The organism is Micromonospora rosaria (assembly GCF_001567585.1).
Lineage (GTDB): Bacteria > Actinomycetota > Actinomycetes > Mycobacteriales > Micromonosporaceae > Micromonospora > Micromonospora rosaria.
Genome location: NZ_LRQV01000095.1, coordinates 14,192 through 28,541 on the forward strand (window position 1 = coordinate 14,192; position 14,350 = coordinate 28,541).

Here is a 14,350-nt window from a genome sequence, read left to right on the forward strand (position 1 = left end):
GAGAGACGACCATGACCCGTACCCGTGTCACCGCCCTGGTGGCCGCCGCGACCGTGCTGCTGCTCGGCGCCTGCGGCACCACCGAGAACACCTCGTCCGCCCCACCGGAGACCAGCTCCGCCCCGAGCGGCCCGGTCAGCGTCACCGACAGCCGGAACAAGGCGATCAACCTCGACGCCCCGGCGAGCAAGGTGGTCGCGCTGGAGTGGGCCGAGGCGGAGATGCTCGTCAGCCTCGGCGTCATGCCGGTGGGCGTGGCCGACACCAAGGGGTACGCCACCTGGGTGACCGCCGCCCCGCTGGACGCGGGCGTCAAGGACGTCGGCACCCGAGCCGAGCCGAGCGTCGACTCCATCGTCGCCCTGGAGCCCGACCTCGTGGTGGTCGGGGACGGCCGGGCCACCGCCCTGCTCGACCAGCTCGAGAAGTACGTCCCGGTGCTGGTCACCAAGGGCAGCGACGCCACCGACAACCTCGGCCGGCTGCGGTCGGACCTGACCATGGTCGCCACCGCCGTCGGCAGGACCGCCGAGGCGGAGAAGCTGCTCGCCGACTTCGACACGGCGATCGCCGACGGCAAGAAGAAGATCGCCGACGCCGGCGCCGCCGGCCGGTCCTTCGCCATCGCCGACGGGTGGAAGGAAGGCAGCTCGGTCACCATCCGGATGTTCGGCCAGGGGGCGCTGATCTCCCAGGTCGGCATCCAGCTCGGGCTCAAGAACGCCTGGACCGGTGAGGTCGACGAGGTGTGGGGGCTCGGCCAGACCGACGTCGAGGGGCTGACCGGCCTCAAGGACCAGGACCTGCACTTCTTCTACAACGCCTCCGACGGCGACGACGTCTTCGCCGACGGCCTGGCCGGCAACGCCATCTGGAAGTCGTTCAGCTTCGTCAAGGAGGGCAAGCTGCACCGGATGCCCAACGGCATCTGGACCTTCGGCGGCCCGCTCTCCGCCAAGCAGTACCTCGACGAGCTGGTCAAGGTCTACACGGTGTGAACCAGCTCCTCGCTCCCGCCCAACCGGAGCCGGCCACCCGGCCGGCTCCGGCCGGGACGGTCTCGGCCCCCCGGATCGTCCTCGTCTTCGTCCTGACCGTCGCCGTCGGGCTCGTCGTCGCCGCCGTGCACCTGACCCAGGGCACCTCGTCGGTGGGCGCGCTGGACCTGCTGCGGCTGCTGGTCGGCACCGACGACGAGGCGGCCCGGGTGCTGGTCGCCTCCCGGTTGCCCCGGCTGCTGGCCGGGCTGGCCATCGGGGTCGCCCTGGGCTTCGCCGGCGCCGCCCTGCAGTCCATCGCCCGCAACCCGCTGGCCTCCCCGGACACCCTGGCCGTCAACGCCGGCGCGCACCTGGCCATCGTCGCCGCCGCCGCGTTCGGCATCACCCTGCCGGCGCTGCCCGCCGGTGGCCTGGCCCTGCTCGGCGGGCTGGCCGCCGCCGCCCTGGTGATGTCCCTGTCGGCCGGCGGTCAGGCCGGCACCACCCGGCTCATCCTCGCCGGCTCGGCCACCGCGATGGCGCTCAGCTCGCTGACGATGCTCCTGCTGATCCTCTTCGAGCAGGCCACCATCGGCCTGTTCGCCTGGGGCAACGGCTCCCTGGTGCAGAGCGACCTGCGGGCGCTGACCCAGCTCGCCCCGGTGATCGCCCTCGCCGTCGGCGCGCTGTTGCTGCTCGGGCACCGCCTCGACATCCTCGCCCTCGGTGACGACACCGCCACCGTGCTCGGGCTCGACGTGCGGCGGACCCGGCTGATCGTCACGGTCCTGGCCGTCGTGCTCTCCGCCGCCGCGGTGACCCTCACCGGGCCGGTCGGCTTCGTCGGCCTCTGCGCCCCGGTGATCGTCCGCCTGCTCGCCCCGGTGGCCCCCGGCGTGCACCGCCACCGGATCCTGCTGCCGCTCTCCGGCCTCGCCGGCGTGATCATCGTCCTCGGCTCCGACGTGCTGCTGCGGGCCGTGATGGGCGGGCAGGCCGGGGTGGACATCCCGACCGGCGTGGTCACCACCCTCTTCGGCGCCGCCATCCTGATCTGGCTGGCCCGCCGGCACCGCGACGCCGGCCCCACCCGCCGCCCGCCGGGCGGACACGCGGCCGTACGCTCCGCCGGCTTCCACCGCACGGTGGTCGGCTGCGGGCTCGTGGCCACCGTCGTGGCGGTCCTGGTCGGCATGCTCTTCGGCGACACCTGGGTCCTGCTCGGCGACATCGTCAACTGGGTGCAGGGCCGCACCGGCCCGGCGTACACCTTCGTGCTGGACCAGCGGTGGCCCCGGGTGGCCGCCGCCGTGCTGGCCGGCGCGGCGCTGGCCATCGCCGGCACCACCGTGCAGGCGGTCTGCCGCAACCCGCTCGCCGAACCCGGCATCCTCGGCATCACCGCCGGCGCCGGGCTGGGGGCGGTCGCGCTGCTGACCTTCGTCCCGCTCGCCGGGGTCCTGGCGATCTCCGGTGTCGCCGGGCTCGGCGCGATCCTGGCCTTCGCCCTGGTCTACGGGGCCGCGTGGCGGGGCGGGCTGAGTTCCGACCGGCTCGTCCTGATCGGCTTCGGGGCCTGGCAGGGCGGCATGGCGGTGATCACCTTCCTGATCGTCGCCTACGACCCGTGGAACACCGCGAAGGCGTTGACCTGGCTCTCCGGCTCGACCTACGGGCGCACCGCCTGGCAGGTGCTCCCGGTGGCCGTGGCGCTGCTGGTGTTCACCCCGGCGGTGGTGGCCGCCCGGCGGGAGCTGGACCTGCTCACCCTCGACGACGACACCCCCCGGGTGCTCGGGGTCCGCCTGGAACGCACCCGGCTGGTCGCGCTGACCGCCGCCGCGCTGCTGACCTCCACCGCGGTCTCCGCCGTCGGGGTGATCGGCTTCGTCGGCCTGGTCGCCCCGCACGCCGCCCGCGCCCTCGTCGGCGGCCGGCACAGCCGGGTCATCCCGGTCGCCGCGCTGCTCGGCGCGGCCCTGGTCAGCCTCGCCGACACCCTCGGCCGCACGGTCATCGCCCCCGCCCAGGTCCCCGCCGGTCTGATCGTCGCCATGATCGGCACCCCGTACTTCGTCTGGCTGCTGTGGCGTTCGCGCGCCACCGCGACCGGCCCTCGATAGGCGTCCGCGCCCGCACCCCGCACAGGAAGACAGGATCGATGACCCAGACCCTGCCCATCGCACCGTGGCGCCAGTTCGCCGTCGAGGTCCACGCGATGCGTCGGCTCAGCCCGTCGTTCGTGCGTGTCACCTTCACCGGGCCCGACCTGGACCGGTTCGCCGACAACGGGTACGACCAGCGGATCAAGCTGGCGTTCCCGTTGCCCGGGCAGCACGGGGTGCACCTGCCGCAGGGTCCGGACTGGCACACCCGGTGGCGGGCCCTGCCCGAGCACCGGCGCAACCCGATCCGCACGTACACCGTCCGGGCGGTCCGCCCGCACCGGGGCGAGGTCGACGTCGACCTGGTCCGGCACGGCGACTGCGGGCCGGCCACCCGCTGGGTGCGCCGGGCCCGGCTCGGCGACGAGATCGCCATCCTCGGCCCGGACGCCGGCTACGAGGGCGACCACGGCGGCGTCGAGTTCCGCCCGCCGGCGGCCGGGCAGTTGCTGCTCGCCGGGGACGAGACCGCCGTGCCGGCGGTCGGCGCGATCCTGGAACGGCTGCCGCTGGACGCCCGGGGCCGGGTGCTGCTGGAGGTGCCCGAGCCCGGCGACGCGCTGCCGCTCGTGACGCCGCCCGGCGTCGAGGTGACCTGGCTGTCCCGGGGCGCCGACCCGCACGGCACCCGGCTCGTGCCGGCGGTCCGCGCGGCGGCCGGCGACCTGCTCGCCGACCGGCTGAGCACCGGTGCGCCGAGCACCGACCCGTCGCTGGTCGACCTGGACGTCGACCAGCAGATCCTCTGGGAGGTGCCCCGCTCGGAGGCGCCGGTGCCGCTGTACGCGTGGCTGGCCGGCGAGGCCGGGATGATCGGGGCCCTGCGCCGGCACCTGGTCGTCGAGTGCGGCCTCGACCGGGGCGCGGTGGCCTTCATGGGCTACTGGCGGCTCGGCCGCGCCGCCTAGCCCGAGGTCCCGGCCGCCTGGCCCGAGGTCTGGGACGCCGGGACCCGCAGGGTGCGGAACGGTGGCCGGCGGCGCAGCCGGAACCCCATCGACTCGTACAGCCGGATCGCGGCGGTGTTGCTCGCCGCCGCGTGCAGGAACGGGTGCTCGCCCCGGGCCCGGATCCCGGCGGCGACGGCCCGCACGAGGCGGCTGGCCAGGCCCTGCCCCCGGTGTGCGGGGTCGGTGCAGACCGCGCTGATCTCGGTCCAGCCCGGCGGGCGCAGCCGTTCCCCGGCCATCGCCACCAGCGCGCCGCGCCGTCGGATCCCCAGGTAGGTGCCGAGTTCGACGGTCCGGGACAGGAACGGCCCCGGCCGGGTCCGCGCGACCAGGTCGAGCATCTCCGGTACGTCGGCGGCGGTGAGCCGGACCGCCTCGGGGTCCGGGGCCGCCCGGACCGCCACGTCGACCAGTTGCACCCCGGGGACCTCGTCGACGACCGCCCAGTCCGGCGGGGGCGGCCCGGCCGCGCCGGTGACTGACACGAGCCCCGCCGGGCCGACCAGCGCCGCCAGGTCGGCCCACACCCCTGGATCGGGTACGGCGGCGACCGCGCTGAACGGGGCGACCTCCGGATGGTACCGCACGGCTGCCCCGTTGACCTGCGCGAACACCCGGTGCGGGCCGGTCAGTGCGGCCCACACCGGATTGTCCAGGAACTCCCCGTCGACGGAGCCGAGGCTCACGTGCCCTCGATCGGCAGGCCCGGCGGGTTGACCTCCGACGTGCCGGTGGCCTCGTTGGCGAGGTTCCACCGGGCCAGGATGGTGCCGTAGTCGCCGGAGCGGATCAGCTCGTTGACCGCCGCCGCGAGGGCCTCGACCAGCCCGCTGCCCTTCTTGGTGGTCAGTGCGATCTTGCCCTGGAGGTCGGCGCCGGCCCCCGAGTGGGTGCCGACGACCTCCGTCTCCCCGGTCACCGCGGAGTGGTAGGCGATGGTCGGGTTCGGGCCGAGGTACGCGTCGATCTGCCCGGAGCCCAGGGCCAGGTAGGTGGCCTGGTTGTTCTGGTAGTACCGGATGTCCACCGGGTCGAGCCCGAGCCGTTCGGCCTCCGTGCTCCACTCGACCAGGATCTTCTCCTGGTTGGTGCCCGAGCTGACGGCGACCCGTCGGCCGGCCACGTCCCGGGGGCCGGCGATCTTCCAGGTGGTGCCCTTCTTCGCGGCGAAGGCCAGGTTGTCCAGCCGGTACGTGGCGAAGTCGTACTTGCGCTTGCGTTCCTCGGTGACGGTGATGTTCGAGGCGCCGACGGCGTACTTGCCGCTGTCCATGCCGACGAAGAGGCTCTCCCAGGAGGTGTTCTCCAACACCGGTTCCAGACCGAGGATCCCGGCGACGGCCACCGCGATGTCGGGCTCGCTGCCGATCAGCGTCCGGTTGTCGGTGGCGGTGAACATCAGCGGCGGACTGCCGGACGCGGCTGCCCCCACCCCGATGGTCAGCTTGCCGGTGGCACGGATCTGCGGCGGTACCAGGGCCGCGACCGCCTCCACCCGGGCCGGCACGATCCGTTGCTGGTCCGGCCCGTCGTTGATGGTGAAGGGGGTGGCGCTGCCGGCGGGGCCGGCGGCGGCCTCGCGCGGGGTCTCCTCCGGCGCGGCGCAGCCGGCCAGCGGCAGCGCCAGGACGAGGGCGAACAGCAGGGGACGAATACGCAAGGAATCTCCTCAGGTCAGGACCTTGGACAGGAACGCGCGGGTGCGTTCGTGGGCGGGGTGGTCGAGGACCGCACCGGGCGGGCCCTGCTCGACGACGCGCCCGGCGTCGAGGAAGACGACCGTGTCGGCCGCCTCCCGGGCGAACCCGATCTCGTGGGTGACGACGACCATCGTGGTGCCGGCCCGGGCGAGGTCCCGCAGCACGTCGAGCACCTCGCCGACCAGCTCCGGGTCCAGCGCGGAGGTGGGCTCGTCGAACAGGATGAGCTTCGGTTCCAGGGCCAGCGCGCGGGCGATCGCCACCCGTTGCTGCTGGCCGCCGGAGAGCTGACGGGGATAGGCCCCGGCCCGGTCGGCGAGCCCGACCCGGTCGAGCAGGGCCAGCGCCCGCTCCCGGGCCTGGGCCCGGGTCAGCCGGCGGGTGGCCACCGGCGCCTCGGCCACGTTCTCCAGGGCGGTCAGGTGGGGGAAGAGGTTGAAGTTCTGGAACACGAAGCCGATGTCGGCGCGCTGCCGCAGGATGAGCCGCTCGCCCAACTCGTACAGCCGGTCGCCGACCTGCCGGTACCCGATGAGCTGGCCGTCGACGACGACCGTGCCCCGGTCGACCTTCTCCAGGTGGTTGATGGTCCGCAGCAGGGTCGACTTGCCGGACCCGGAGGGGCCGAGGATCACGGTGACGCTGCCCGCCGGCAGGTCCAGGTCGATGCCGCGCAGCACCTCGTGCGTGCCGAAGGTCTTGTGCACGCCGCGCAGCCGCACCATCGGGGTCACCACGGGCCCCCACCGCCCCGGGACGGGCCGGCGACGCCGGTACGGCCGAGCCGCTGACCCACAACGGCCCGCAGCCGTTGCAGCGGCGTCGGGGGCAGGGTCCGCAGGGCGCCCCGGGCGAAGTGCCGCTCGACGTAGAACTGCAGGACCGACAACAGGGCGGTGAGCACGACGTACCAGACGGTGGCGACCATCAGCAGCGGCACCACTCGGCCGTTGCGGCCGTAGACCACCTGGACCTGGTAGAAGATCTCACCGATGGCCAGGACGTAGACCACCGAGGTGCTCTTCAACAGGTTGATCAGCTCGTTGGCGGCGCTGGGCAGGATGGCCCGCATCGCCTGCGGGAGCACGATCCGGCGGAACTGGCGCAGCCGGGGGATGCCCAGGGCGGCGGCGGCCTCCACCTGCCCCTGGTCGACGGAGATGATGCCGGCCCGCACGATCTCCGCCGAGTACGCCGCCTGGTGCAGGGTTAAGCCCAGCAGGGCCGCGCCGAACGGGCTGACCAGGTCGATGGTCCGCACCTCGACGAAGCCCGGCCCGAAGGGCACCCCGAACTGGAGGGTGTCGTAGAGGTAGCCCAGGTTGGCCCAGAACAGGAGCTGCACGATGAGCGGCACCGAGCGGAACACCCAGATGTAGGTCCAGCTGAACCCGCGCAGCACCGGGCTGCGGGACAGCCGCATGGGCGCCAGCACCACCCCACCGAGGAAGCCCAGCGCCGCCCCGGCCAGGGTCAGGTGGAGCGTGACCAGCAGGGCTTCGACGATCGAGCGTTCGACGAAGTAGCCGGCGAAGGTCGGCCAGTCCCAGCCGGGGTTGGTGACGAGCCCGTGGGTGAACTGTGCCGCGAGCACCAGCGCGACGGCCGAGCCGACCCAGCGCCAGGGGTGCCGGGCGGGCACCACGGTCAGGGTGGGTGGGTCGGTCGCGCCCGTCGGCGGGGCAGGTGTGGACACGACACTCACGGGCGCCTCCGGCAGCGGTCATGGTTGCCGATGAACCTAAGGCCGAGAGGTTAACCACCTATCCCTATATGAATAATAGATTATGACGGCCCGAACGGCCCGGTCACCGAGCCGGCCCCGTCGCCGGGCCGGCTCGCTCGGGTTCCCTGTCGAGCCGACGTCGCGCCGACTCCCCGACCCGACCGGGATGCCCCGCGCACCGCCACGTCAGGGCTCCGTCGGGTCGGGCACGCCGGGCGTCCACGAGATCGGATCGACCCGACGCGGGGCAGGGGTCGGGTCGCCCGACCGTGCCGTGGTGGGGCCGCCGGCCCCCGGGGCTGCCCGGCGTGCCGCTGCGGAATCGTGGCCGGGAGACCGGTTCGCCCCCTCTGTCGTCCCGCAATGTGGGAGACCATTGGTTGCATCAGATATTTGATATCAGATCAACGGCCAGAGGGAGGGACTTCACATGAACCTGCGACGTGGCACCCTACTGACCTGTCTGATCACGACCCTCGCCCTGGCGCTCACCGCCTGCGGCGCCGACGACACCGACAGCGCCCAGGCCGGCACGAGCGCCAAGTTCGGCTTCAGCGGCTGGTCCGTCGGCTACCTACCGACCGCCATCGCCATCGACCGTCTCAAGGAACAGGGCTTCACCGTCGAGGCGGTCGAGCTCGGCGGCAACGCCAACCAGTTGCAGGCCGCCGCCCAGGGGCAGGTGGACATCAGCGCCATCGCCCAGGTCATGGACGCCATCGACGAGGGGGTGCCGCTGCGGTTCTTCCTCGGCGGCAACTCCAACGAGTTCGTGATGGCCGCCCAGGCACGGTACGGCAGTTGCGCGTCGTTGGCCGGGCGCAACGTCGGCATCCAGTCCGAGAGTTCCTTCGTCGGCCAGCTCGCCATCCAGTGGGTGAAGAAGGACTGCCCGGGTACCGAGCCGACGTACACCGTCGTGGAGGGGTCGGAGAACCGGCTCGCGGCGATGCTCCAGGGCCAGATGGACGCCAGCCCGATCGACCTGCAGGACTGGACCCTGCTGTCCCGGGAGCGCCCGGGCGACTTCACCATGGTCGCCGACCTGACCCAGAGCTTCCCGATCATGCGGGCCGCGTTCGCCGCCCGGCCCGAGTTCCTCACCTCGCACAAGGACCTCGCCACCGCCTGGGTGAGCACCCACCTCGACGTCTACCGCGACATCTACCAGAACCCGAACCTGCTGGTGGAGAAGGGCCGCGAGCTGCTGCCCGAGATCGACGCCGACGCGCTGCCGGCCATCGTGGACGCCTTCGTCACGGCGAAGGTGTGGCCGGTCGACGGCGGTCTCCAGCCGGAGTCCGTGCAGGCCACCATCGACTTCTTCAACGCCGACGGCAAGCCGTACCAGAAGGTTACGGCCCCCGGCGACGTGACCGACCGGAGCATCCTCGATGCCGTCCTCGCCGAGCGGGGCTGAGGTGAGCAGCCAGGCCGTACCGGGCCGCCGGCCGCTCTGGGCGGCCCGTCCGGCCGGTACCCGGCTGGTCGACCGGGCCTGGGGACGGGCCGGGCTGCGCTGCCTCACCCTCGCCGTGCTGCTGGTGGCCTGGCAGGTCGCCGGCACCGCCGGCGGGGTGGGGCTGCCCAGCCCCGCCCGGACCGCCACGGCGCTGGCCGAGCTGCTGGCCGACCCGGCCTTCCACCGGGCGCTCTGGGCCACCAACCAGGCGCTGGTGCTCGGCTTCGGGCTCGCCGTCGCCGTCGCGCTGCCGCTGGGACTGCTGATGGGCCGGCTCGACCTGGTCAACCGGACGGTCCGGCCGTACCTGAGCCTGCTGATCGCGGTCCCGGTGATCGCCTTCATCCCGGTCATCCAGGCCACCCTCGGGCTGACCCTGTCCGCCCGGGTCGCGGTGGTCTTCCTGTTCAGCGTCGCGTACGTGGCGGTCAACTGCGCCGTCGGGGTGCGCTCCACCGACCCCGCGCTGGTGGAGATGGCCCGCAGCTTCGGCGCCGGACGGCTGGCCACGATCCGCGAGGTGGTCCTGCCGGCCGCGGTGCCGGGGCTGATGGCCGGCGTCCGGGTCGGTCTCGGCCAGGCCCTGATCGGCATGGTGGTCGCCGAACTGGCCCTGGTCGGCGCGGGCGTGGGCAGCCTGATCGCCGAGTTCCAGGGGCGTTTCCAGGTCGCCTCGGTGATGGCCGTGACGCTGGTCGTCGTGGCCGAGGGAGTACTGCTGCTGTCGCTCGCCGCCTGGTGCGAGCGGCGACTCAGTCGATGGAAGGGAGGCACGGCGTGACCGAGCAGGAGACCGCCCCGGCCGCGATCAGCGTGCGGGGCGTGGGCAAGACGTACGTGGACGAGCGCCGTCGCCGGGTCACCGCCCTGCAGGACGTGGACCTGACCGTCCGGCCGGGGGAGTTCGTCAGCATCATCGGCCCCAGCGGCTGTGGCAAGACCACCCTGCTGAAGATGGTCGACGGGCTGATCCCCTTCGACCACGGCCGGATCGACGTGCAGGGGACGCCGGTGCGCGGCCCCGGGCCGGAACGGGCGGTGGTGTTCCAGAGCTTCGCCCTGCTGCCCTGGCTGACCGTGGTGGACAACGTCGCCTTCGGCCTCAAACAACGGGGCGTCGGCCGGGCCGAGCGCACCCGGACCGCGCGTGACCTGCTGGCCCGGGTCGGGCTGCGTGGCTTCGGCGACCACTACCCCCGGCAGCTCTCCGGCGGCATGCAGCAGCGGGTTGGGCTGGCCCGGGCGCTGGCGGTCAACCCGTCGGTGCTGCTGATGGACGAGCCGTTCTCCGCGATCGACGCGCAGACCCGGCTGCTGCTCCAGACCGACCTGCTGCGGATCTGGGACGAGACGGCGATGTCCGTGCTCTTCGTCACCCACGCGATGGACGAGGCGGTCTTCCTCTCCGACCGGGTGGTCGTCATGCGTCCCCGGCCCGGCACCGTGCACGAGGTGATCGACATCGACCTGCCCCGGCCCCGGACCGAGCGGACCCGGCAGGACCCCCGCTTCGTCGAGCTGACCGGGCAGGTCTGGGACCGGCTCCGGGGCATGATCGTCGCCGACGGGCCGAAGCCCGACGGGCCGGAGTCCGACGCGACGGCGGACGGCGGGCCGTCGGCCGCGTCCGGGCAGCCGGCCGGGGCCACCGCGTGACCGGCCGGAGCGTGGTCCGGACGGTGACCCGGCCCGCGCCGTTCCTGCTGTCACTGGTGCTGCTCGCCGGGGTGTGGGAGGTCGTCGGGCGGACCGCCGACCTGATCACCCTGCCGCCGCTGAGCGACGTGCTGCGCCAGTTCGGCGCCATGCTGGCCAGTGGGGAACTGATCGACCCGCTGGCCGACAGCCTCCGCTCACTCGGCATCGGGCTGGCCATCTCCATCGTCGCGGGCACCGTGATCGGGGTGGCGATGGGGCTCTCCCCGGCGGTCGACGCGGCGTTGGACATCTACGTCAAGGCCGGGCTCGCCGCCCCGATCATCGCCTTCGTCCCGCTGTTCCTGCTGGTCTTCGGCATCGGCAGCACCACCCGGATCGCCACCGTGGTCGCCTTCTCCATCTGGGTGGTCATCGTCAACACCGCCACCGGCATCCGACGCAGCGACCCGGCGCTGCTGGAGATGGCCCGCTCCTTCGGCGCGTCCCGCTCGGCCCAACTGCGCGAGATCCGGTTGGTGGAGGCGTCGCCGTACCTGCTGGAGGGGTTGCGGCTGGGGGTCGCCCGGGGCGTCAAGGGGCTGATCAACGGTGAGGTGCTGATCGCCATCGTCGGGCTCGGCGGACTGGTCAAGCGGTACGGGACCGTGTTCAGCATGGACAAGCTGTACGCGGTGATCCTCTTCATCGTGCTCCTCGCCCTGGTCTCCGTCGCGCTGGTGGGATTGGTGGGCCGGTTACTCTTCCGCCATCGTCCGCAGGGGACGTGACCTCACCGGCCCACGGCCGGAGGCGGACGGACGCAGCACACTGGCACAGACGGATAGGCACCAGGACAGGAGAACGGCCGACATGGAACGAGGGTTTCGCCTGACGCCCCAGGGCGGTGCGCGACAGCGCACGATGGCGGAGACGGCCGCGGCCGAACTGCACAGAATGATCATGTCGGGTGAGCTGCCCGCGGGCACCCACCTGCGGCTGGCGGACCTGACCGCGGCGCTGGACATGAGCGCCATGCCGGTGCGCGAGGGGCTGCGCCGGCTGGAGGCCCTCGGCCTGGTCGAGATCATCCCGCACAAGGGCGCCTGGGTCCGCGACGTGTCGCTGGACGACCTGCTCGACACCCACCAGACCCGGCTGGCCCTGGAGACGCTCGCCATCCGGTCGGCGGCCGAGCGGTTCACCGCCCAGGACGCCGAGGCCGCCCGCCAGGCCCTGCACGAGCACGCCAAGCTGGCCGGCGCGGACGACCCGATCCCGGCCCGGCAGGCGCACACCGCGTTCCACTTCACCCTCTACCGCGCCGGCGGCTCCCGCTGGCTGCCCCGGGCCATCGAACCGGTCTGGGAGAACAGCGAGCGGTACCGCTTCGCCACCCGCCCCACCCCCGACGGGCTGGCCCACATCCAGGCCGAACACCAGGCCATCCTGGACGCCTGCGTGGCCGGCGACCCGGAGGCGGCGGTGACGGCGCTGACCCGGCACCTGGAGAACGCCATGCGGCGCATCCAGGAGTCCATGCCGGCCCGGCTGGCCGGCGTCGCGGAGCCGGCGTGAGCGCCGAGGCGGCTGCCCCGGCTGCTCCGAAGCGAGTCGACCCGGACTGGCTCGGCACACTGGTCGGCGGGATCTTCGCCGCCGCCGGGCTCCCCGGCCCGGCCGCCGCCACCGTCGCCGGGTCGCTGGTCGACGCCGACCGGCGCGGGGTCCCGTCGCACGGCACCATGCTGGTCCCGATGTACGTCGACCGGCTGCGCCGGGGCTCGGTGAGCACCGCCACCCGCGCCGAGCCGGTGGTCGACCTCGGCGCGATCGCCGTCCTCGACGCCGGGCACGCGCTCGGCGTGTTCACCGCCGACCAGGGCATGGAGCTGGCCGTGGCCAAGGCACGGCAGTTCGGCCTCGGCGCGGTCAGCGTCCGGCGGGCCTTCCACTTCGGTGCGGCCGGCCGGTACGTCCGTGCCGCCGCCCGGTCCGGCCTGGTCGGGGTGGCCATGTCCAACACCCGTCCGCTCATGCCGGCACCCGGTGGCGGACACCCGGTGGTCGGCAACAACCCGCTGGCCGTCGGCCTGCCGGCGGGCCCCGAGGACGAACCGGTGGTGCTGGACATCGCCCTGTCCGAGGTGGCCCTCGGCCGGATCCGGCTGGCCGAGGCGGCCGGTCGACCCATCCCACCGGGCTGGGCCACCGACGCGCTCGGCCGGGACACCACCGATCCGGCGGCGGCCCTGGCCGGCATGCTGCTGCCCACCGGCGGGCACAAGGGCTTCGGCCTGGCCCTGGTGGTCGACGCGCTGACCGGGGTGCTCTCCGGCGGTGGCTACGGTCAGCAGGTGCACGGCCTGTACGCCGACACCGCCGTCCCCAACGACTGCGCGCACTTCTTCCTGGCCCTGGACCCGGCCGCGTTCGGCGGTCCGGAGGAGTTCACCACCCGCCTCGCCGACCTGGGCCGGGAGGTGACCGCCCCGCCGTACGCGCCCGGCGTGGACCGGGTGAGCCTGCCCGGACAGCGCTCCGCGCGGCGCCTGCGCGACTCCGCGCGGGAGGGCGTGGCCCTGGACCGGTCGCTGCTCGACACCCTCACCACCCTCGCCGGTGACCTGGGCGTGCCCGTCCCGCCCCGGTACCCCGCCCCGGCGCGACCCGAAGGAGTTCACTGATGTCCGCAGACCGCCCCGTCGTCGACGACCTGTCCGCCCCGGCGGCGGTGGCGCACCTGGCCGCCGAGCCGGTGACGACGGTGGACATGCACACCCACCTCGCGCCGCTGCTCGTCGACGCCGGGGTGGACGACCTGGTCACCACCGCCGACGACGGACGCCACGTGGTGGCCGGGCACCCGGTCGGGCCGCTCACCCTGCACCGGCCGCAGGCGTTGCTGGCGTACCTGGACGCGGCCGGGCTGGACGCCGCGGTGGTGACCGTCCCGCCGCCGTACCACGGGCAGCACCTGGCCGGCGGGGACAGCGCGCGGTGGGCGGTGGCGGTCAACGACGGGCTGCTGGCCCGGGTCGCCGACCAGCCCCGGCTGCGGCCCCTGGCGTACCTGCCGCTGCACGAGCCGGCGGTGGCGCTGGCCGAGTACCGGCGGGTACGGACCGACGCGCGCTGGTGGGGGGTGACCGCCGGAGCCGGCGGCCGGATCCCGTCGCTGGCCGATCCCGCCTTCGCGCCGCTGTTCGAGGCGCTGCACGCCGACCGGCGGGCGCTGCTGCTGCACCCGTCCGCCTCCCCGGACGCCCGGCTCGACGAGTTCTACCTCGGCAACCTGCTGGGCAACCCGGTGGAGACGGCGGTCGCCGTGGCGCAACTGGTCCTCGGCGACGTGGTGGCCCGGTACCCGGGGCTGCGCCTGGTCCTGGTGCACGGCGGCGGCGTCGTCCCGGCGGTGCTCGGCCGGTGGGAGCGGGGCGTGGCCACGGACCGTCCCGGCCTCGTGCCGTTGTCGCTCGCCCCGGCCGACGCGGTGCGCCGGATGTGGACCGACTGCCTGACCCACCAGCCGTCGATGACCGCCGTCGCCGCCGACGTCTTCGGCCCGGACCGGCTGCTGCTCGGCAGCGACTGGCCGTTCCCGATGGGCACCGACGACCCGGCGGAGTTCCTCGGCGGCCGGGACGACCCCCGGGCCCGCCGGGCGGCCACGGTCAACGCCGTCGCCGCCTTCGGTAGCCGCCCCGGCCTGCCCACCGACCACTGACCCGC

At 73.8% G+C, this 14,350-nt stretch carries 14 protein-coding genes; 10 read left to right on the forward strand and 4 right to left on the reverse strand.

Annotated elements, in window-relative coordinates; all coding sequences use genetic code 11:
* Positions 1-11 precede the first annotated feature (11 nt).
* From AWW66_RS22125 to AWW66_RS22135, 3 genes are read left to right on the forward strand one after another with little or no spacing between them, the layout of a single operon-like run.
* Complete coding sequence (locus AWW66_RS22125) at positions 12-998, forward strand: ABC transporter substrate-binding protein (protein WP_067369769.1); 987 nt, start codon at positions 12-14, stop codon at positions 996-998.
* Positions 995-3,103, forward strand: coding sequence for an iron ABC transporter permease (locus AWW66_RS22130; protein WP_067369772.1), 2,109 nt, complete (start codon positions 995-997; stop codon positions 3,101-3,103). The genes AWW66_RS22125 and AWW66_RS22130 overlap by 4 nt, the downstream gene beginning before the upstream one ends.
* Positions 3,104-3,141: 38 nt before the next feature.
* Positions 3,142-4,053, forward strand: coding sequence for a siderophore-interacting protein (locus AWW66_RS22135; protein WP_067369775.1), 912 nt, complete (start codon positions 3,142-3,144; stop codon positions 4,051-4,053).
* Here AWW66_RS22135 and AWW66_RS22140 read toward each other — a convergent pair.
* Genes AWW66_RS22140 through AWW66_RS22155 form a run of 4 tightly spaced genes read right to left on the reverse strand, consistent with a single transcriptional unit; the run spans position 4,050 to position 7,500 of the window.
* Positions 4,050-4,781: a GNAT family N-acetyltransferase gene (locus AWW66_RS22140; RefSeq protein ID WP_169807155.1), complete on the reverse strand. Its 732-nt coding sequence runs from the start codon at positions 4,779-4,781 to the stop codon at positions 4,050-4,052. The genes AWW66_RS22135 and AWW66_RS22140 overlap by 4 nt on opposite strands.
* On the reverse strand, positions 4,778-5,755 hold the full coding sequence (locus tag AWW66_RS22145; protein WP_067369778.1) for an ABC transporter substrate-binding protein: 978 nt from the start codon (positions 5,753-5,755) through the stop codon (positions 4,778-4,780). The genes AWW66_RS22140 and AWW66_RS22145 overlap by 4 nt, the downstream gene beginning before the upstream one ends.
* 9 nt (positions 5,756-5,764) lie before the next feature.
* Entirely contained in the window at positions 5,765-6,520 is a 756-nt protein-coding gene (locus tag AWW66_RS22150; protein ID WP_083978752.1) for an amino acid ABC transporter ATP-binding protein, read from the reverse strand.
* Between the two features lie 5 nt (positions 6,521-6,525).
* Positions 6,526-7,500 carry an amino acid ABC transporter permease gene (locus AWW66_RS22155; protein ID WP_067369781.1) on the reverse strand — a complete coding sequence of 325 codons (975 nt, stop codon included), beginning with the start codon at positions 7,498-7,500 and terminating at the stop codon, positions 6,526-6,528.
* A gap of 451 nt (positions 7,501-7,951) precedes the next feature.
* Here AWW66_RS22155 and AWW66_RS22160 point away from each other — a divergent pair, with 451 nt between their 5' ends.
* From AWW66_RS22160 to AWW66_RS22190, 7 genes are all read left to right on the forward strand, one after another.
* Positions 7,952-8,941, forward strand: a complete 990-nt coding sequence (locus tag AWW66_RS22160; RefSeq protein ID WP_067369784.1) for an ABC transporter substrate-binding protein — start codon at positions 7,952-7,954, stop codon at positions 8,939-8,941.
* 1 nt (position 8,942) lies between these two features.
* The gene (locus AWW66_RS22165; protein ID WP_169807156.1) at positions 8,943-9,764 is read left to right on the forward strand and encodes an ABC transporter permease; all 822 of its coding nucleotides are present in this window, start codon (positions 8,943-8,945) and stop codon (positions 9,762-9,764) included.
* Positions 9,761-10,639 carry an ABC transporter ATP-binding protein gene (locus AWW66_RS22170; protein ID WP_211272054.1) on the forward strand — a complete coding sequence of 293 codons (879 nt, stop codon included), beginning with the start codon at positions 9,761-9,763 and terminating at the stop codon, positions 10,637-10,639. The genes AWW66_RS22165 and AWW66_RS22170 overlap by 4 nt, the downstream gene beginning before the upstream one ends.
* Entirely contained in the window at positions 10,636-11,409 is a 774-nt protein-coding gene (locus AWW66_RS22175; RefSeq protein ID WP_083978746.1) for an ABC transporter permease, read from the forward strand. The genes AWW66_RS22170 and AWW66_RS22175 overlap by 4 nt, the downstream gene beginning before the upstream one ends.
* A 133-nt stretch (positions 11,410-11,542) precedes the next feature.
* Positions 11,543-12,196, forward strand: a complete 654-nt coding sequence (locus AWW66_RS22180; RefSeq protein WP_211272055.1) for a GntR family transcriptional regulator — start codon at positions 11,543-11,545, stop codon at positions 12,194-12,196.
* Complete coding sequence (locus tag AWW66_RS22185; protein WP_083978748.1) at positions 12,193-13,305, forward strand: Ldh family oxidoreductase; 1,113 nt, start codon at positions 12,193-12,195, stop codon at positions 13,303-13,305. The genes AWW66_RS22180 and AWW66_RS22185 overlap by 4 nt, the downstream gene beginning before the upstream one ends.
* Entirely contained in the window at positions 13,305-14,345 is a 1,041-nt protein-coding gene (locus AWW66_RS22190; RefSeq protein WP_083978750.1) for an amidohydrolase family protein, read from the forward strand. The genes AWW66_RS22185 and AWW66_RS22190 overlap by 1 nt, the downstream gene beginning before the upstream one ends.
* Positions 14,346-14,350: the final 5 nt, after the last annotated feature.